Source organism: Pseudoalteromonas sp. S16_S37 (genome assembly GCF_014694405.1).
Taxonomy (GTDB): Bacteria; Pseudomonadota; Gammaproteobacteria; order Enterobacterales; family Alteromonadaceae; genus Pseudoalteromonas.
The window spans coordinates 180,696-199,158 of sequence record NZ_JAAUWV010000003.1; the positions used below are offsets into that span (position 1 = coordinate 180,696).

General features: G+C 42.2%; 19 protein-coding genes. 8 read left to right on the forward strand and 11 right to left on the reverse strand.

Going from position 1 to position 18,463, the window contains the following annotated elements:
- Position 1 precedes the first annotated feature (1 nt).
- Entirely contained in the window at positions 2-2,590 is a 2,589-nt protein-coding gene (gene leuS / locus HC733_RS02835) for a leucine--tRNA ligase (RefSeq protein ID WP_190363547.1), read from the reverse strand.
- A gap of 174 nt (positions 2,591-2,764) precedes the next feature.
- Between leuS and HC733_RS02840 the strand changes: the two genes are divergently transcribed.
- Genes HC733_RS02840 through HC733_RS02850 form a run of 3 tightly spaced genes read left to right on the forward strand, consistent with a single transcriptional unit; the run spans position 2,765 to position 6,162 of the window.
- A complete protein-coding gene (locus HC733_RS02840) occupies positions 2,765-3,223 on the forward strand; it encodes a zinc ribbon-containing protein (protein ID WP_190363548.1) in 459 nt (152 codons plus the stop codon).
- A 45-nt stretch (positions 3,224-3,268) separates the two neighbouring features.
- The gene (locus tag HC733_RS02845; protein ID WP_190363549.1) at positions 3,269-5,680 is read left to right on the forward strand and encodes a Lon protease family protein; all 2,412 of its coding nucleotides are present in this window, start codon (positions 3,269-3,271) and stop codon (positions 5,678-5,680) included.
- Complete coding sequence (locus HC733_RS02850) at positions 5,680-6,162, forward strand: FKBP-type peptidyl-prolyl cis-trans isomerase (protein ID WP_190363550.1); 483 nt, start codon at positions 5,680-5,682, stop codon at positions 6,160-6,162. The genes HC733_RS02845 and HC733_RS02850 overlap by 1 nt, the downstream gene beginning before the upstream one ends.
- A gap of 72 nt (positions 6,163-6,234) precedes the next feature.
- Here HC733_RS02850 and HC733_RS02855 read toward each other — a convergent pair whose 3' ends face one another.
- The 3 genes from HC733_RS02855 to HC733_RS02865 form a co-directional block, all read right to left on the reverse strand.
- Positions 6,235-6,933 carry a hypothetical protein gene (locus HC733_RS02855; protein ID WP_190363551.1) on the reverse strand — a complete coding sequence of 233 codons (699 nt, stop codon included), beginning with the start codon at positions 6,931-6,933 and terminating at the stop codon, positions 6,235-6,237.
- Positions 6,934-6,980: 47 nt separating this feature from the next.
- Complete coding sequence (locus tag HC733_RS02860; protein ID WP_190363552.1) at positions 6,981-8,042, reverse strand: hypothetical protein; 1,062 nt, start codon at positions 8,040-8,042, stop codon at positions 6,981-6,983.
- A gap of 136 nt (positions 8,043-8,178) precedes the next feature.
- The gene (locus HC733_RS02865) at positions 8,179-9,369 is read right to left on the reverse strand and encodes a type III PLP-dependent enzyme (RefSeq protein WP_190363553.1); all 1,191 of its coding nucleotides are present in this window, start codon (positions 9,367-9,369) and stop codon (positions 8,179-8,181) included.
- Between the two features lie 359 nt (positions 9,370-9,728).
- Here HC733_RS02865 and HC733_RS02870 point away from each other — a divergent pair, with 359 nt between their 5' ends.
- The 3 genes from HC733_RS02870 (at position 9,729) to HC733_RS02880 (ending at position 12,026) form a co-directional block, all read left to right on the forward strand.
- Positions 9,729-10,262, forward strand: a complete 534-nt coding sequence (locus HC733_RS02870) for a hypothetical protein (RefSeq protein WP_190363554.1) — start codon at positions 9,729-9,731, stop codon at positions 10,260-10,262.
- A gap of 55 nt (positions 10,263-10,317) precedes the next feature.
- The gene (locus HC733_RS02875) at positions 10,318-11,064 is read left to right on the forward strand and encodes an SDR family oxidoreductase (RefSeq protein ID WP_190363555.1); all 747 of its coding nucleotides are present in this window, start codon (positions 10,318-10,320) and stop codon (positions 11,062-11,064) included.
- Positions 11,065-11,270: 206 nt separating this feature from the next.
- The gene (locus tag HC733_RS02880) at positions 11,271-12,026 is read left to right on the forward strand and encodes a hypothetical protein (RefSeq protein WP_190363556.1); all 756 of its coding nucleotides are present in this window, start codon (positions 11,271-11,273) and stop codon (positions 12,024-12,026) included.
- A gap of 202 nt (positions 12,027-12,228) precedes the next feature.
- Here the strand turns inward: HC733_RS02880 and HC733_RS02885 are convergent, their stop codons facing one another.
- Positions 12,229-12,480, reverse strand: coding sequence for a hypothetical protein (locus HC733_RS02885; protein ID WP_190363557.1), 252 nt, complete (start codon positions 12,478-12,480; stop codon positions 12,229-12,231).
- 242 nt (positions 12,481-12,722) lie between these two features.
- On the opposite strand from HC733_RS02885, the gene HC733_RS02890 reads away from it, so the two are divergent.
- Positions 12,723-13,022, forward strand: a complete 300-nt coding sequence (locus tag HC733_RS02890) for a hypothetical protein (protein WP_238937411.1) — start codon at positions 12,723-12,725, stop codon at positions 13,020-13,022.
- A 13-nt stretch (positions 13,023-13,035) separates the two neighbouring features.
- A complete protein-coding gene (locus tag HC733_RS02895; protein ID WP_190363559.1) occupies positions 13,036-13,311 on the forward strand; it encodes a helix-turn-helix transcriptional regulator in 276 nt (91 codons plus the stop codon).
- A gap of 15 nt (positions 13,312-13,326) precedes the next feature.
- Here HC733_RS02895 and HC733_RS02900 read toward each other — a convergent pair whose 3' ends face one another.
- From HC733_RS02900 to HC733_RS02925, 6 genes are all read right to left on the reverse strand, one after another.
- Positions 13,327-13,842 carry a GNAT family N-acetyltransferase gene (locus tag HC733_RS02900; RefSeq protein WP_342365977.1) on the reverse strand — a complete coding sequence of 172 codons (516 nt, stop codon included), beginning with the start codon at positions 13,840-13,842 and terminating at the stop codon, positions 13,327-13,329.
- Positions 13,843-13,850: 8 nt separating this feature from the next.
- On the reverse strand, positions 13,851-14,096 hold the full coding sequence (locus HC733_RS02905) for a helix-turn-helix domain-containing protein (protein ID WP_190363561.1): 246 nt from the start codon (positions 14,094-14,096) through the stop codon (positions 13,851-13,853).
- Between the two features lie 325 nt (positions 14,097-14,421).
- Positions 14,422-15,999 (reverse strand): apolipoprotein N-acyltransferase, encoded by a 1,578-nt coding sequence (gene lnt / locus HC733_RS02910; RefSeq protein WP_190363562.1) that lies wholly within the window; start codon positions 15,997-15,999, stop codon positions 14,422-14,424.
- Positions 15,977-16,855: a CNNM family magnesium/cobalt transport protein CorC gene (gene corC, locus HC733_RS02915; protein WP_190363563.1), complete on the reverse strand. Its 879-nt coding sequence runs from the start codon at positions 16,853-16,855 to the stop codon at positions 15,977-15,979. Before corC ends, lnt begins: the two co-directional genes overlap by 23 nt.
- Before the next feature lie 61 nt (positions 16,856-16,916).
- Positions 16,917-17,375, reverse strand: a complete 459-nt coding sequence (ybeY, locus tag HC733_RS02920) for an rRNA maturation RNase YbeY (RefSeq protein WP_190363564.1) — start codon at positions 17,373-17,375, stop codon at positions 16,917-16,919.
- A complete protein-coding gene (locus tag HC733_RS02925) occupies positions 17,372-18,412 on the reverse strand; it encodes a PhoH family protein (protein ID WP_190363565.1) in 1,041 nt (346 codons plus the stop codon). The genes ybeY and HC733_RS02925 overlap by 4 nt, the downstream gene beginning before the upstream one ends.
- Between the last annotated feature and the right edge of the window lie 51 nt (positions 18,413-18,463).

The window sequence follows — 18,463 nt, forward strand, 5'->3', positions numbered from 1 at the left end:
CTTAGTTTGCTACCACGTTAAGTAGTTTGCCAGGTACATAAATCACCTTGCGGATGGTTTTATCATCGGTGAACTTTGTGACGTTTTCATCGGCAAAGGCCAGTGCTTCTACTTGCTCTTGGTTAGCATCTGCGGCCACTGTTAATTTAGCGCGCAGTTTACCGTTAACTTGTACGATAATGAGCTTTTCATCTTCTACTAAAGCGGCTTCATCTACTGTTGGCCATGCTTCGTCAAGAATATCGTTTTGGTTACCTAATTGTAGCCAAAGCTCGTGACACATGTGTGGCGTAATAGGTGCAAGCATAATGATCATTGCATTAAGCGCTTCATTGGCAAGTGCAATATCTTGTTCATCATTAAGCGGTGCTTTTGCCAGCTTGTTTGATAATTCCATGATAGCTGCAATTGCGGTATTGAACGTTTGGCGACGTGATAAATCGTCCGTTACTTTCGCAATGGTTTTGTGAATTTCACGGCGCAGTGCTTTTTGGTTGCTGTTAAGGGCTGCAACATTTAACTGAGCTTTACCCGCAGCGTTAACATCAACGGCATATTTCCAAACACGCTTTAAGAATCGGTGTGCGCCTTCTACGCCAGAATCTGACCATTCAAGCGTTTGCTCTGGTGGTGCTGTAAACATCATAAATAAACGGACCGTATCAGCACCATACTGTTTGATAACTGTTTGTGGGTCGATACCGTTATTTTTTGACTTAGACATCTTACTCATACCAGCAGAGAACACAGGCTGACCGTCTTCTTTATGCCATGCCTTAGTGACTCGGCCTTTTTCGTCAGTTTCTGTCTGTACGTCAGTGGGTGAGATCCAAATATCACCGCCTTTTTCATCTTTACGATAGAAGGTCTCAGCTAATACCATGCCTTGGCATAATAAGCGCTCAAACGGCTCATCTGAGTTTACTAAACCAAAGTCACGTAATAATTTGTGGAAGAAACGTGAGTACAACAAGTGCAAGATTGCATGCTCAATACCACCAATGTACTGGTTTACTGGTAGCCAGTAGTTTGCAGCACCAGGTTCTAACATGCCTTCGTCGTAGCGTGGGCTACAGTAGCGCGCATAATACCAAGATGATTCCATAAACGTGTCAAAGGTATCTGTTTCGTGGAATACAGGCTGACCGTTCATTGTGGTTTTTGCCCACTCAGGATCTGCTTTAATTGGAGACGTTACACCATTCATCACCACATCTTCAGGAAGACGTACAGGTAGCATGTCTGCCGTTGCAGCAAGTTCTTGACCGTTTTCGTCACTTAGCATTGGAATTGGTGAACCCCAATAGCGCTGACGGCTTACACCCCAGTCACGTAAACGGTAGTTTACCTTACGCTTACCAGCATTTTGCGCTTCTAGTTTGTCAGCGATGGCGTTGAACGCACCTTCGAAATCTAGGCCATCAAACTCACCTGAGTTAATTAACACGCCTTTTTCGGTAAACGCTTCTTTGCTTAAATCAGCAACCAGCTCTGAGCCGGCTTCCGGTGCGATCACTTGTTTGATTTCAAGGCCGTAAGCGGTGGCAAATTCAAAGTCACGTTGGTCGTGCCCCGGTACTGCCATCACTGCGCCTGAGCCGTAGTCCATCAATACAAAGTTAGCTATCCAGATTGGAACTTCTTGACCTGTTAACGGGTGAACCGCTTTAAAGCCAGTATCAATGCCTTTTTTCTCCATGGTTGCCATGTCTGCTTCTGCAACCTTGGTGTTCTTACATTCTTCTACAAAGGTTGCAATCGCAGCGTTGTTTTTAGCGGCTTCTTGCGCAATTGGATGAGCTGCAGCGATACCTACGTAAGTTACACCCATGAAAGTATCTGGGCGCGTAGTGTAGACCGTAAATGTTTCACTGTTGTCGGCACGTTTGAAATCAATTTCTAAACCTTCAGAGCGACCAATCCAGTTACGCTGCATGGTTTTAACTTGCTCTGGCCAGTTATCTAACTTATCTAAATCATCAAGCAATTCTTGCGCATAGTCAGTGATTTTAATAAACCATTGTGGAATTTCTTTTTGCTCTACTATCGCACCTGAGCGCCAACCACGGCCGTCGATTACCTGTTCGTTAGCCAATACAGTTTGGTCAACAGGGTCCCAATTTACGGTAGACATTTTTTTGTACACTAAGCCTTTTTCGTAAAGCTTAGTGAAGAACCACTGTTCCCACTTGTAGTAATCAGGATGACAGGTAGCAATTTCGCGATCCCAATCGTAACCAAAGCCAAGCTGCTTAAGTTGGTTACGCATGTAATCAATGTTTTCGTAGGTCCATTTTGCTGGCGCTGTGTTGTTTTTAATTGCAGCATTTTCCGCGGGCAGACCAAACGCGTCCCAACCCATAGGTTGCATCACGTTTTTACCTTGTAAACGTTGGAAACGTGATACTACATCACCAATAGTGTAGTTACGAACGTGACCCATATGCAGTCGACCACTTGGATATGGGAACATCGAGAGACAGTAATACTTCTCTTTGCTCTCGTCTTCGACGACTTTAAATGTCTTGTTTTGTTCCCAGTATTGTTGGACTTTTGACTCAATGTCTTGCGGGTTATATTGCTCTTGCATCTACGTTTCCAGACTTCTTGCAAATTGATAGAAAATTGCCCGATAGCATACCCCAAAAAAGCACCAATTCACAGTAGCCGCAGCGCATTTTTAAGTATTTGCGCTGAGTATAAAAACCACACCGCGTATCCCATAAGCTATAGTTAAGATGATACGGCAAAAATGGAGTATGACATGTCAAGTTACAAAGCGTGGCTAAGCCAATTTATTGATTGGGTTAAAGATGTGAAAGAGCATGAAGTCGATGACTTGGTGGAAAAGTTTATTGAGCATCAACAGGCATTGAAAGACTTTTCTCAAGAGAAGTTACAGACATACAAACATTACTTGAGCCGTGATTTAGCACACCTCAAGAAGCATAAAAACGATTACGATGATTTGGCGTGGGAGGAGCTTAAAGCATCTATTTGGTATGAATTGGCGCAATTAGAAGATAGGACGCAATTAGAATGGCAAGCCTTAGTGCAAGATTTTAATCACAAAGGCACCTACAAGAGCGGAGAATGGATAGCCATGGGGCAATTAGTATGTAAGAATTGTGGCAATAAATCGGATGTATTTTACGCCAGTGAGATTATGCCTTGTTCAGAGTGCGGGCATAATGAGTTTTTACGTAAAGCATTATCCCCATAAAACCTAGCTTGATTGTAGTTAGCGTTTAGAAATAAGAAGTTAGGAATGACCAAAAAAATATCACCATTATCGACTGACGCCTTAGCACCGTCAGTCTCTATCACCCATGTGCAATCTTGTATGCACAATCCTTACCCAGAAGCTCTTCCCTTTATTGGTCAACAACGCGCTCAAAGCGCATTAGATTTTGCTCTGGGTATAGAGCTGCCAGGTTATAACGTATTTGTGATGGGAGAGGCGGCTCTTGGCCGTTTTACCATGGTAAAAGACAAACTCGAAGTGCATAGTAAAACACGCCAGACCCCTAAAGAGTGGTTATACGTAAACAACTACGATGATCACCGTGAGCCCATTGCTATGTTTATGCAAGCTGGGCAGAGTAAAGAGTTGGCAGATGACATCGACGAGTTTTTAGACGAAGTTGCTGATACCTTTCCAGCAGCTTTTGATAACCCAGGTTATCAGCGCAAGAAAAAATCTATAGACCGAGATTTTGATAATAAATATAACGCGGCATTGACGGCTGTGGAGCAATTGGCTGCAGAGAAAAGCGTGGCCTTGCTAGAAGAAAGCAACCTGGTGGGCTTTGCGCCAGTCGTTGATGGAAAACAGCTAGACGATAATGAATTTTCTGCGCTTGATGAGCATCTGCAGGCGCATTTTATAAATGCCATTGAGCAATTAGAAGATGCCTTGATAGAAGCGTTATTAGAGTTGCCGCGTTGGAAGCGAGAATCATCAGAAAAGCTGCGTAACCTAAAAAAATCAACCGTTGAAATGGCAACTAAACCTTTGCTAAGGACTTTAGAGCACAAGTATGCAAGCCACATTGGGGTGGTGCGGTACTTAAAAGATTTGCGCACGGAAATTGTTGATGCTGTGCTTGAGTGGCTAGACGACGATGCCAACAGTGACGAAAACAAAGATGATTTTGATGCCAAAGGGATGCTCAGTGACTTTTTTGCGCCCAATATTTTAGTTGAGTATAAAGATGGCGATCCTGCTCCTGTGGTGTATGAGCCAAACCCAACTTTTGGCAATATTTTTGGCAAAGTAGAATACGCTACATCACAAGGTACGTTGATCACCAGTTACCGCTCTATTCAAGCTGGCGCTCTGCATCGAGCGAATGGTGGCTACTTAATCATGGATGCAGAGAAAGTATTGGCCAATCCCCAAGTGTGGGATGGGTTAAAGTTGTCATTAAAAACCCATCAAATCAAGAATGATTTGCCCTATCAAGATAACTCTGTGGGCAGCAGCTTTACATTGAAACCGCAGCTTATTCCATTGGATGTAAAAATAATTTTATTGGGCTCACGTGAGCTGTATTACACCATTGGTGAATACGATGAAGAGTTTGCGGAGCTATTTAGAGTATTGGCCGATTTCGATTATTACCTGCCAAGTTCAGATAAAATGCAGTACCAGTTTATTACCAAAGTACAAGACTATGCTAGCAGCACACTGAACTGTACTTTAAGTGCGCAAGCATTTGTGCGGTTGCTCAAATTTAGTTATCGCCAAGCCGAACACCATACTAAGTTATCGGCACGCTTTGCTGATGTGCTTGAGTTAGTTGCTGAGGCCAGCTTTTATGCCAAACAAGATGATGTGACGCAAATAGATGCAGAACATATTGATGAGGCCGTTGCTGGCAAACAATATCGCACTGGGCAGCTTAGCGAGAATATGCTCAGTGATATCCAAGAAGGGCACACACTGATAGCAACCCAAAGTAAAGCTGTGGGCAAAGTAAATGGCCTAACGGTCTTACACATTGGTGATACTGCATTTGGAACACCTGCGCGCATAACGGCAACTGTGTATGCTGGAGCGGATGGCGTAATTGACGTTGAGCGTGAAGCTGAGTTAGGTAAATCAATTCACTCAAAAGGAGTAATGCTACTGACCGGCTATTTAGGTAATAAGTATGCACAAAACTTTGCTTTAACACTGAGCGCTAATATTGCAATTGAACAAAGCTACGGTTATATCGATGGCGATAGCGCGTCTTTGGCGGAACTATGTGGTCTTATCTCTGCCATTACTCAACTGCCAATCAACCAGTCTTTAGCGTTAACGGGTTCTATTAACCAGCATGGTGAAGTGCAAGCCATCGGTGGGGTAAATGAGAAAATTGAAGGCTTCTTCAAGCTTTGTAAAATGCGTGGTTTAACAGGTGAGCAAGGGGTGATCATCCCTCATTCTAACCGTGTAAATCTTGTTTTAGATGATGAGATCATTGCAGCAGTGACAGCGGGTAAATTTAATATCTATGCCGTAGAAAGTGTTGATGAAGCGCTGACACTATTGATGGATAAACCTGCGGGTAAGTTAACCGATGGCGAGTACCCAGAGGGGAGTATTAACGCTTTGGCGCTAGCGCGTTTGGCGCATATCGCCAATGTGGTCAATGGTGAAGATAAAGAAGACGACAAAGAAAAGGGTGAATAATGTCGACTACAAATATCATTTTATTGGTTGTAATTTTAGTGTTAGCAGGACTTGTCTATAAGCAGTCTAAAACGCAAAAACAGACAGCACAATTTAATCGCAAAGCTGCACAGGAATTTTTAGCGCAAAATGCTTTTAAAGAGGGAATTCAGAGCACTGAGTCAGGTTTGCAATATGAAGTGTTAAAAAGTGGCACTGGTGAAGTACACCCTACGGCAACTAGTAAAGTGAAAGTACACTATCATGGTACCTTGCTTGATGGCGCAGTATTTGACAGCTCAGTGTTACGCGATAGCCCAATCAGTTTTGGTTTAAATCAGGTTATCCCAGGTTGGACCGAAGGTGTGCAATTGATGAAAGAAGGCGACAAGTTCCGTTTTTTCATTGGCCCAGATTTAGGTTATGGTGACCGAGCTGCAGGTAAAATAGAACCAGGCTCGTTGCTTATTTTTGAAGTAGAGTTAATAGCGATTGAATCCTAACTCTGACTATTTAAAAATGAAAAAGCCTACCTAACAGTGGGCTTTTTTATTTCTGAAGACAAACTCCGTTTATCATATGCTACTGCTCTTTGGTGGACTGCTTGTATAGATGAATTGCTCTTTTGCAATTTGCCAATCAGGTAAAGTATGTCCTTTGTGCAAACATGGTCGCTTAGCGAGGTGTTCACTGTGAACTTGGTTATCTAATGTGAAAAGAATAACATTTACATTCGCAAGACCATAAAGGTGCTCACAGCTAAGCACTAAATGCGCTGTTTTTGACTCCGCAGGGTGGGATCTCGTTGCCATATCACAGGCATTGTTTGCGAATTCTGTAGTGAGTGCTTTGGCAAATGGTAAGCTGTGCTTGCTAAAGTCCATGCTAAAGAGTGTAGAGAAGAGCCCACAATGATCATCTTCACAAAATACGTCATTGGGTATCATCAAGATTTCCTCTGAAAGCTTAGCAAATCGCCCAGAACCTGTCAGAACTCGTGTTAAAGCAAAATGATTGAAAATAGAGTAGGGTTGACCTGTGTGTGGATTGGTAGTCGTTGAAATAGCCCTCATAGCCGTTGCTAAAAAAGCAGCGCTTTGGTTGAATATTCTCTGTGTTTCTGCTGGTAAGGACTGTGTTGGCGGGCATATCGAGGTCACTAACATAGTGCCTGTGGTATTGAAATAACTGTATCTTTCTGAATCATTTTTCTTTGGAGCCGGCGATGGCCCGTTATTGTCCAATGCTCGGTGTAACCAATTAAACCAGCTCACAATTGCACTCCAAAAAGTAGGTGTGCGTCAAAGCACACCTATGATGTTTAACTTGCGATGGTGAATGTTTGGGCTGTTTGAGTAATAACATTACCATTTTTATCTAAGACTTGAATTGACGCTGCTTCATTTTGTGTACCTGAGACAGTGAATTCAATCTCATCGGCTGTCCAATCACTGGTTGCAGTAATCTTAGCTTTACTACTTGCGTCAGCGAATTGCAAACGACCATCTGATGTTTGTAAGAATTGTCCTTGCAGTTTATAGGTTACACTTTTATCCAGTGCGCTCCCTGAATCAACAACACTGTTATTCGTTGTATCAATAACATCAATGATAATTGGCGTTTGTGTTAGCAAACCGCTTAGCCAATTTACTAGTTCGAGGTAATCAGGATCGGAGTTAATCGAAGTTAAATCGCCAGCATAATTTTTAATAAATGTTGGTGTAACAAACATGTAGGTGTCTTTGTGCAGTTTCCATTTGGTACTAATCGAAGACTCACTAAAACAAGGACCAAGCTTTAGCTGCTGCTTATGTTGATCGCAGTCTGCGTAGACTACGATAGCGCTGATGCTTGGCATACCAAAGAGGTATTCACAAACGAATACGATATTACCGACTTTGCTTTGTGAGGTACTTGATGAGCCAGACAAGTTTAATCCTTCTTTACCTATTGAAGAGACCATTGCCGAAGCAAAGCTCATTTCACCGGTGCCTGTTGCTAAACCAAGTAGAGACTCAATAAGCTCTTTGCTGAAGTCGGCACCAAAACTTGATGTTTCATAGCTAACATCTTCTTCAGTAACATGTACAAATAAGCCTGAACCACTGATCACATTTTGTAATGCTTCGTAGTTATACAGTGAATAAGGTTTTTTAGTAGCAGGGTTGATTGTTGTTGTGATTGCTCGTGACATACCGGCAAAGAAAACTGACACTTCTGAAAATACTTTTTGTACTGACTCCGACAGCTCATTGTTAGCATCAATAGTACTTGCCATCATGATATTGCCTGTTTCATTGAAAACGTAGTATTTTTTGGCTTCAATATTATTTGGGTTTTTAACTGCTGGATTTAATGGTGTTGTTTGATCTTGGACTGACATCAGCTTTCCTTACAAAATACGTAATTAGTGAGAGTAAGAAAAGCATATAGGTGAGACTTTGGTATGTAAATTACAGACACTTACACAAAATTAACAATAGTTATAGAGCATGCAGTTGCATGCTCTGTTGCTGTGATTATCCTAGTTTACGATCGGCTAAGCTTGGTTCATTTAAAACGACTGTCTGCGCGCGCTTAAAGAAGTTAAAGTCGGTTGCCGTTGCACTGGTATAAGCACCCATCATGCGAGCAACAATCAAATCGCCATTATTTAGCTTCGGTAGCATGATGCTTTCCGCTACTACGTCAATGCTGTCGCATGTGGGACCTGCAAGAACGCTTGGGTAACACTCATTGCTATTGCTGATAGCAACAATCGGATAGCTAGCCTCATCAAATATCTGGCCACTGAAAGAGCCATAAATACCATCATCTAAATAGTACCAAGTTTTGCCTTCACGCATTGCTTGTCCCATTACAGACGATACACTCATCATCGCTGGCGCGACAATAAAGCGTCCAGGTTCTGCGAGAATTTGCACTGTTTCAGGCAGCTGCGCCAAAGCAGCATTAATAGGTACGCAAAACTCATCAATAGGCATTACCTGTTTCGTGTAGCTTACTGGAAAGCCGCCACCAATATCTAATGTGCTAAGTGCAGGTAATCCGAGATCAACCACCTCTTCCATTACTTGCTTGCAAGCAATAATAGCATCCACATATTTTTGGGGACTGCTTGTTTGCGAGCCAACATGAAACGATAAACCTTTAATGTGAATACCTAACTGTTGCGCTTTGGAGATGATTTCAATCGCCATATCACGGTTGCAACCAAATTTTTTAGAGAGATCTGCAATTGCATCTGCATTGCGAAAGCTCAATCTTACCAATAACTCAACTTGCTCTTTATAAGCGGTAAACTTATCCAGCTCATTGAGATTATCAACAACGAATACGCTACAACCATACTCAAGCGCGTCACGGATATCTTTATCACGCTTAATTGGGTGTGTGTGAATGGTTTTCTCGCTAGGCACGCCTTGGCTTGCAACTAACTCGACTTCACCGCTGGTAGCTAAGTCAAAACTTGCGGCTTCAGCTAATAATGTGCGAACAATAGCTTCGTGAGGAAGTGGTTTAAGTGCAAAGTGTAACGTTACATTGGGCAATGCGTTTGCAAGTGTACGGTATTGCTCACGAACAATGTCACAGTCAAGCAAAAGTAACGGGGCGCCAAATTGAGCCACAGTAGTGTCAATTAGGTGAAGTTGTTCAGCACTAAGAGCTGAAGGTGAAAAAGCAGAAAAATCCAACGCCGAGTTAGCCATAAGAGCCTCCAAAAATAGAAACAAACTTTCCAAATCATTTTTCAAATCAAGTTGAAAAGTTGAGCGTCAATAAGCGCGTAAATACGCATTCAAAGTCACTCTTGGATAGTTGCTCTATCGCCTTGCCACACATGCCGTGTGATGTACTCGGATTGGCTATCATCAAGAAGCAATTGGATATTAGATGCTGTTTTTTTATGATGCAATAAAAATTTTATAAAAAGAGAAATAAGATTTTCCAATCTATCATTGGTAACAATTGTTACATTTATTTCGTTGCTTGATGCAGCATACGCGATTATATTTTTGTAAGGCATCCCTTTAATGGGAACTTTTTTTGACCATCGCTAGGAAATGAAATGAACAAATTAGCTTTAACACTTGCTCTTATCGCAGGTACCTATACCTCAATTGCAAGTGCCAACTCACAGGAAAGCAAAATAGGCTATTCATTAGGAACTGGTTTTCCTTACGTCTTAAATGCTGAAATTGGCAGTTATTCTGAAGATGGTGGAATGTACTTTCAAGTGGGTCAAAGCTTAGATGTAGGTTTCACTTTTGGTTGGGAAAGAGTCATCAGTGATAATGATAAACATGCATTAGGTCTTGTTGTGGGCGCAATTGGCGTTAAGGCTAGCGATCGAGAGAGTGAATGCGAAAAAGACAAAGAACCATCAGTTGGAGGGGTTATTGGTTGCGCTATTGGTTCTGCATTTTTGCAAACTTTTGATAGAAAAAGCATCTATGGACTTGGTGTTAGTTATAGCTACTCATTTTCTAGAGCCTATCACGACAAAGGGTGGAAAATGCGTGTGATCGCGGGATACGGTGAGCAAAGAGCTAGTAAGGAAAATGAAGCTTCGGCCTCTATTGCTTTTAGATATCAATTTTAATCACAATTGTTATTGTGTACAGTGACCTCAGTTTGGTTGATTTTGGATAGTACCTTTGGGAAAAGTTGTTTTAATAACCGGTGCGAGTCGTGGTATTGGCGCTGCGACCGCAATAAAGTTGGCATCGTGTGGTTATAAAGTTGCTATAAACTTTAAAAATAATACTGAGGCGGCTTCCTCGGTACTGGAAAAAATACGTAGAAACGGTGGCAACGGTGCGCTTTTTCAAGCTGATATTAGCGATGAAAAAGCGGTGGTCGAGTTGTTTTCAATGGTTGAAGAAAAGTTGGGAGCAGTTAGTCACCTGGTTAACAATGTTGGGGTTTTACAAACACAAATGCGCGTAGAGCAAATGAGTGCTGAGCGTATAAATGCCATTTTGATGCAAAACGTTACCCCATATTTTATTTGTGCCCGAGAAGCCATTAAGCACTTTAGAACTCACCATGATACTACCCGATGCGCTATTGTTAATGTGTCTTCAGCCGCATCGCGCTTAGGTGGTGCCAACGAATATGTCGACTATGCCGCATCCAAAGGTGCCATTGATAGTTTTACGACTGGTTTATCATTGGAATTAGCAGGCAGTGGTATTCGAGTTAACTGTGTTAGACCTGGTTGTATCTATACTGATATCCATGCCGATGGCGGTGAGCCGCAGCGTGTTGAGCGCTTAGCTTCGTTATTACCTATGAAGCGCGGCGGCACTTGCGAAGAGGTTGCTAATGCCATTGCATGGTTGCTTAGCAATGAAGCCAGTTATGTGACCGGGAGTTTTATTGACTTGGCTGGGGGAAAGTAGCCGAAAGGGGCTTTTGAGTAAGCACTTTATTGGACGCTATGATTAAACCCCTAAAGTTGTTTTAGCTGTTAAGGCAAACAGTGGAAACCAATTACAGGTTTAGGACAATATTTCTAACCTAATATAGTATTGTTGTTACTTTAGTTTTTAATTTTAGGGCCGATGAATAACATACAAATCTACTATCGTGGAATAAGGATAATGACATGAAAATTAGTAGTAACCAAGGTGCGATGCAATACGCCAGCAATCAAGCTCCTTCAGAGCACGTAAATAATGCATCGTCAAATAAAACACCTAAGACTAGCCAAGACAGTAGTACGCTTAATACCGTACTTGCCGATGACATATTTACACCCTCAAACACTGACTTTTCTGAATATGAAAAAGCAAACTATACATCGGATGGTCGTTTAAATCTTCCTCCTGCTTTTGAGTCGCATCGAGGTGCAATCGAGGCGATTTTTACATCTATGGATAAACTTTACAGTGATACACCCAAAGCGGCTCAACGCATGTTTCACGCATATTCTGGTATGGAAGAGCAGATACTTCGCGAGTCATCAGAGCTGAGTCATAAAGACTGGGGTTTTTCGGTTAATGAGCAAGGAGTATTGGTCGCTACAGGTCGGCTATCGGACGCGCAGCGTGATGTAATAGAAACAAAGCTTAACAGTAACGATAGTTTGGTGAAAGCTGCGCAAGATTTTAAAGCGCATTTTATCGAAGGGCTTGAAATACAACGAGGGGACTTGGGTAAGAGCCAGTATTGGGGCAAGTATGATGTAAATAATGAAAACTTTGCTGATATTATTGATTTTAAATCTATGATGAGTCTAATCGCAAACTCCAACGAAAGTAAGACAGGTGGGTTTGAGTGGAGGGCAAAAAGCCAGTATGCATGGGAACAAGGCATGGTTGCACAATTAAAAGCCAAAGCTGAGCCTAAATTTTCAACTTAACTGAAACAAGCAGGCAAAGCCTGCTTGCCATAGGAGTGTAATTAGCCTTTTGTACTTGAAAGTAGACGTTGCTTACAGATGTGGCCTAAAGAAACAATCTCGACATTAGGGCCACCAATACCAGTAGCTTGACCGAGTGATGTCGGTACGACCAATTGCCAAGCACCTATATTAAAGTTGGACTTCCAGCGGTTTACATAACCTAGGCTACGCTCAGCTCAGTGTGTTCAACTTCATAGTCGCCGTATGAGCATCGACCTATATCAAGCTGTTTCTTAACTTTACCTTCTGAGTTTGAAGTTAAAAAGGTACGCTCATCATTTTCAGAAGTTCTATTGTAGTAGTCTCGCCAGAGTCTAAATATTGCATTCGCGCCGAATACAGGGTGGCCCGTTGAGTCATTGAGGCTAAATGAGATATTCAGCTCCTGATATGCTTGAGTGGTCATGTTCATCAAATCAAATTGTGCCTATAAAGTTAACTTGTGAAATAAAGACACTCGAGTAAGTACTAAATAGCTCATGCTTTGGGTATTAAAAGTTTTGTTGTCATTTTTAATATTGGAGAGATTTTCCACACAGCCCTTTGCATAATGTTAACTCAAGGTAACAAAGTAAAGGTAAAGACTATGGATGGAATAATATCTTAAATGGAGTTAAGGCCACGGTTCATAATGTAAGCGGCTTTAACGATATTTTGCTATACAGAAAAGGAGATCAAAGCGTTTACATTAAGCATGTTTTTGCGACTAAAGTGTCTCATTGCTTAAAGCCGACAATAACGGCGCGAGATATTGATTTGATACGCCACCTTAACGGACTTAAGTTGCGTTATTATGTGCTAGTACATATAAAAAGTACGAATAGCAACCAATTTGACTTAGCGTTATTTTTAGATGACTTTGAAGCTATTCAGGGGATCCCTAAAGCGCTTGTACAGCAAAGAGCGATGCCGTTATCTATGGCTGTTCATATGATCAATTCGATTTTGTTGTAGGAGCTAGCTGGTTATGAAAAATAATACGCAGCGCAGGAAGGCCCTTGTCGATAAGTTTAAGGTTGAGTTACAAACCGGTATACGCGCTTTGAGAAAAGAAAGAGGGTTAACACAAAAGCAGTTGGGCTCATTGCTGGGCGTCGATCAGGCTACAATCAGTAATTTTGAAAGTGGTAAAACCGTGATGAGTATGACTCAAGCCTACGAAGTCTATCTAGTGTTTGGTAAAGAGCTGGCATGTCTTACCCATGAAAACAATGATAAGCTTGAGTATCGCGGTAGTGCTTAAAACGGCGCGAAAGTCTCATGAAGTCAGTTGCTTGTAGTAATAGCTGGTGCTACTAAAAACGCCTTCACTGTTAGTGACAAAGTGTGGAATTTGGCCCGACTTTTGGTAGCCTAGCGCTTGATAAAAAAGCTCAGATTTATCACCTGTTTGTGTATCAAGAAATAATAACTTTATCCCTTGCTGTAAAGCGTCAGCTTCTAATGCAGCCATCAATTTTCGAGCTAACCCTTGTCGTTGAGCATGTGGATGAACAATGAGCTTTTCAACTTCAGCGCGATGTCGACCATTTTGCTTTTGGCAGGGAACAAGTTGTACAGAGGCTATCGGCGTATCACCATGAAAAATTGCATAAAGGCTGCGTTTGTTTTGCGCTACTGACGCTTCGATATCTTGCCAGTATGAGGTTAGCTGCTTTACATCTGCTGGCGCATAAAAGCCTAACGATGCGCCTTCATTTATACATGCCCCCAGCAGCTCTATGAGCTGTAATTGAAGTGGCCTGATCTGTTCAGACTGAATTATTTTTGTCACGTTTATATTCATGAATGTTGCAATCCACGTAGTGTTTGTTCGACTTCTTTGAGGTGTTGCTCCAATAGCTGTTTAGTCGCATTTAACTTATTACTTTGTTGCTTTGGTTTAGCCTGAGCAAGACGCACAGCATCATATAAGGTACGCTTAGGTAGCGCATATTGTTCTGCGGCCTCTGAAATTGAAAACTGCTCGCTGAGTACTTTGTGGACGGCCTCTAACACTAAAGGGTGATTGCGAGATATTGAGCGCATTACTGGCTCCTTGCGCGTCTAACTGGATGTTGAGTGTCATGGATTTGCCAAATACTGATATCCAAGTGCCATAGTAAGTAAAGAGTTTGATATAAGTCGTACATGATAACCACCTTGTTATATTGTGATTGATGATTATCTATAGGAAGAACTATACCAACTTTTTATTTTATTTAAATTCAGTATGTTATGTTTTTATCTGATTTTTTGATATGCCATTTTGCACCAAAATAGATTGATTGTGACTCATACTGCACTAGCGCGATGCATGAACTTAAGTGGCTGTTAAGCTGACAGCAAAAAACGAAATTGTTGAGATAAAAAATCAAAGGAAGCCTCTTTCTATGTGGCGCATGAGTCTTGGAGCAATTCGACAAGCTATCACGATGAGCCCCGAAAGCAAGATAACAATCCATACAGGGGTATGACCATAACGGCTAAAAAAACTGCTGCCCGAAATTAATTGAACATCAGCTTCGAGTACGCCTGCTTCAAATTGAGGGATAGATTGTTGCTTATGAGTAATGGGGTCGTAGACACCTGTGATGCCATTATTGGTGGCACGTAGTAGTGGGCGCTGTAGTTCTAGCGCGCGCATACGAGCAATTTGCATATGCTGATGTGGACCATGAGAGTCACCAAACCAGGCATCATTGCTAACTGTAAAGAGAATATCTGAGTGTTCAGTAAAGTTATCTAACACCAGCTCGCTAAATGCGATTTCATAACAAATAGCCGGCAAAATATGCAGTCCATTGGCAACCAAGTTACCTTGTATCCTTTCACCTCGGGTAAACGAAGACATGGCTAAATCAAATAGAGGCGCTAAAGGTCTTAAGATATCTTCAAATGGTACAAACTCGCCAATAGGTAGAAGTTGGTGTTTTTGATAGCGGTTGGCATGTAAGTACTGATAATGGCCTTGGGTATCTTCAGCTTGTTTTTTACCCAGTACTATCAGGGTATTAAATACGGTTTTGCTATTAAGTTGGTAATCAGGAATACCAGTAATGAGCGCTGTACCGTTAAACGCCGCGGCTTTATCAAGCTCTTTCAAAAATGGAGATGCGAAGTCCTCAATTTCCGGAATTGCGGCTTCAGGCCAAAGCACTAAGTCGACTTCATGCCAGTGGGGTCGAGTCATATCTCTATATTTAGACATAGTTGGCCAAAAATGCTCTGGCTCCCAACGTAAACTCTGTTGAATGTTACCTTGTACAAGTAAGGTTTTTATCGATTTTTCTTTATGTTGAGTTTGATTGCTCAAGGTTGATGCGCCAATAAGCAGTACCACAGTGATCATTGCGAGCGACAATGGCACAACGCTGCGAGCACGCCAACTGTAATAGATGCAACAACCTACGAGCACACACAGCAGCGATAGGCCAAATTCACCGATCAGAGGCGCTAATGAGTTTACGGGACTATCTGTTAACGCATAGCCAAAGCTTAACCAAGGAAACCCAGTTAGTAATTTACCTCGCAACCACTCGAATATCGCAAACCCAACCACAAGCATCATGGTGCGCTGCCAAGGTTTGTTATTAAAGTAGCTTGCCAGTATAAAAGCACACATTGGGTATAGGGCGAGGTAAGCGCACAACAGCGCCATCAAAAGCAAAGAAACGGGTAGGGGCAAGCCGCCATATTGAGCTATGGAAACATGTACCCAGCTAATACCCAGAGCAAACCAACCAAAGGCAAATATAAAGCAATATTTAGCGACTTGTTTTGGGGTTTTGTTGTCGGTTACAAAGCATGCAATGGCAATGGCAAGGATAACAAGTGGCCAAACGTTAAAAGGAGCATAACTAAAAGTAAGCGAAAAGCCGGCAAATAATGCCAGCCACGCTTGCTTATCACTTACAACGGATAGTACTTTATTCAGCTTCGTCGTCGCCATTTTCTGGTTTAGGAACGGTTACTTGAAGTTGAATGATCCGACGATTATCAGAGTTAGTCACTTTAAATTGAAGTGGCTCGATATCAATGGTTTCACCACGACTTGGCATGTGACCAAAGGCGTGTAAGATGATGCCACCAATGGTATCTGCCTCTTGCTTATCGAAGCCAGTTTTAAAGAACTCGTTGAATTCGTCCAGTGGCGTTAGAGCCTGTACCATATAGGTATGTCTTGATAATTGACGAATATCTTGTTGATCTTCATCATCATCATGCTCATCTTCGATTTCACCCACAATGATTTCTAGGATATCTTCAATGGTAACAAGACCCGATACACCACCATATTCGTCCACTACAATGGCCATATGGTAGCGCTTTTGGCGAAACTCATTGAGTAATGCATCAACGCGCTTACTTTCAGGTACCACGATTGCAGGGCGCAAATACTCACGGATAGCAGGTAGACTTTCGTCTTTGTTTAAAATTAATGGCAGCAGATCTTTTGCCAATAAAATACCTTCAACATGGTCTTTGTCTTCACAAATAACGGGAAAGCGTGAGTGCGAAGACTCTACCATGGTAGGTAGTTGCTGCTCTAACGACTCATCTACATCAAGTGTTATCATTTGCGAGCGTGGGATCATGATATCGCGCACTTTAAGCTCAGAAACACCTAATACACCTTCCATCATATCCTTTGTCTCAGGGTCGATCAGATCGCGTTCCTGAGCATCGGCAATGACTTCTACCAACTCTTCTTTGTTTTGGGGTTCCCCTTGCAGCATCTGTGTGATGCGTCCCAACCAGGTTTTGCCAGAAGAACCCTGGCTACTCTGCGAGTTATCGTCGCTCATTGTCGTTTTTTACTCCGTAAAATATCAAATTAGATGTTGATGCTATTTGACCATAAAATAGTTACAAATCGTCGCGATAAGGGTCACTAATGCCCAATTTCGCGAGAAATTCTTTTTCAAGACTTTCCATCTCGATAGCATCTTGTTCATTTATATGGTCAAAGCCAAGTAAATGCAAGCAACCGTGGATCACCATATGTGCAAAATGCTCATGAAAAGGCTTTTCTTGTTCTATTGCTTCTTGTTTTACAACCTGTGGACAAATGATTAAATCCCCGACTAATGGCAGTTCAATACCCGGTGGCGCTTCAAAGGGAAATGACAGTACGTTGGTTGGCTTATTCTTGCCTCGGTACTGATGATTTAGCTCTTGGCTTTCGTGCTCATCCGCAATTCGGATAGTCAGTTCGCTATGCTCTAAGTAGGGTTGTAATGCTTGGCTTGCCCACAGTTCAAACTGTGTTTGAGATGGCAAATCGTCAAACTCACAAGCAATCTGTAAATCTAAGTCTACGCTCATTTATCTTGCTCTTTTGTTTGTCTGTAGGCCTGTTCTTTAAGTGCCTTTTCTTTACGTTCGGCTTCTTCTTTTTTCTCGTATGCTTCAACAATTCTCGCTACAACAGGGTGGCGAACAACATCATGAGATTTAAAGAAGTTAAACGAAATTTCTTCTACGTCGCTGAGCACTTCAATTGCGTGACGAAGCCCTGAGCGCGCACCACGAGGTAGGTCTACTTGGGTGATGTCACCGGTGATCACGGCTTTTGAGTTAAAACCAATGCGGGTTAAGAACATCTTCATTTGCTCAGTGGTGGTATTTTGGCTTTCGTCCAAAATAATAAATGCATCATTCAGCGTTCGGCCACGCATGTAGGCAAGAGGTGCCACTTCAATGACCTTTTTTTCAATGAGGCGCTCGACCTTTTCAAAGCCAAGCATTTCAAATAGTGCATCGTAAAGAGGGCGTAAATAGGGGTCGATTTTTTGTGTCAAATCACCAGGTAAGAAACCCAGTTTCTCACCCGCTTCAACCGCTGGGCGAGTCAGTAAAATGCGGCGAATTTCTTGTCGCTCTAGCGCATCAACCGCGGCTGCAACGGCAAGGTACGTTTTGCCCGTACCTGCAGGTCCTATACCAAAACAAATGTCATGAGTAAGAATATTAGCCACATACTGGCTTTGATTTGGGTTGCGGGGTTTAACCACACCACGACGTGTTTTTATATAGACTTCTTGCTCCCAAACTGTAGGCGCATCTTGTTCTAATACATTCGCTTCAGTAATGGCTAGGTGCACGTGATCGGGCTCAATTTCATTGATTTGACCGCGCAGAGGCTGAGTGTCAACGTACAATGATTTCAAAATATCCATAGCGGCTTTGGCTTGTACAGGCTGGCCTGTCACTTTAAACCAATTATCGCGATGGGCGATTTCTACCCCTAATCTGCGCTCTATTTGTTTGATGTTTTCATCAAAGGGACCACACAGTGATGAAAGACGATTGTTATCGGCGGGCTCTAGGTAAAACTCTATATTTTTTATCTGACTACTCAAAATAGCTTCCTGTAACAAATACGCCAGCAAAGGCTGGCGCAATCAATCTGA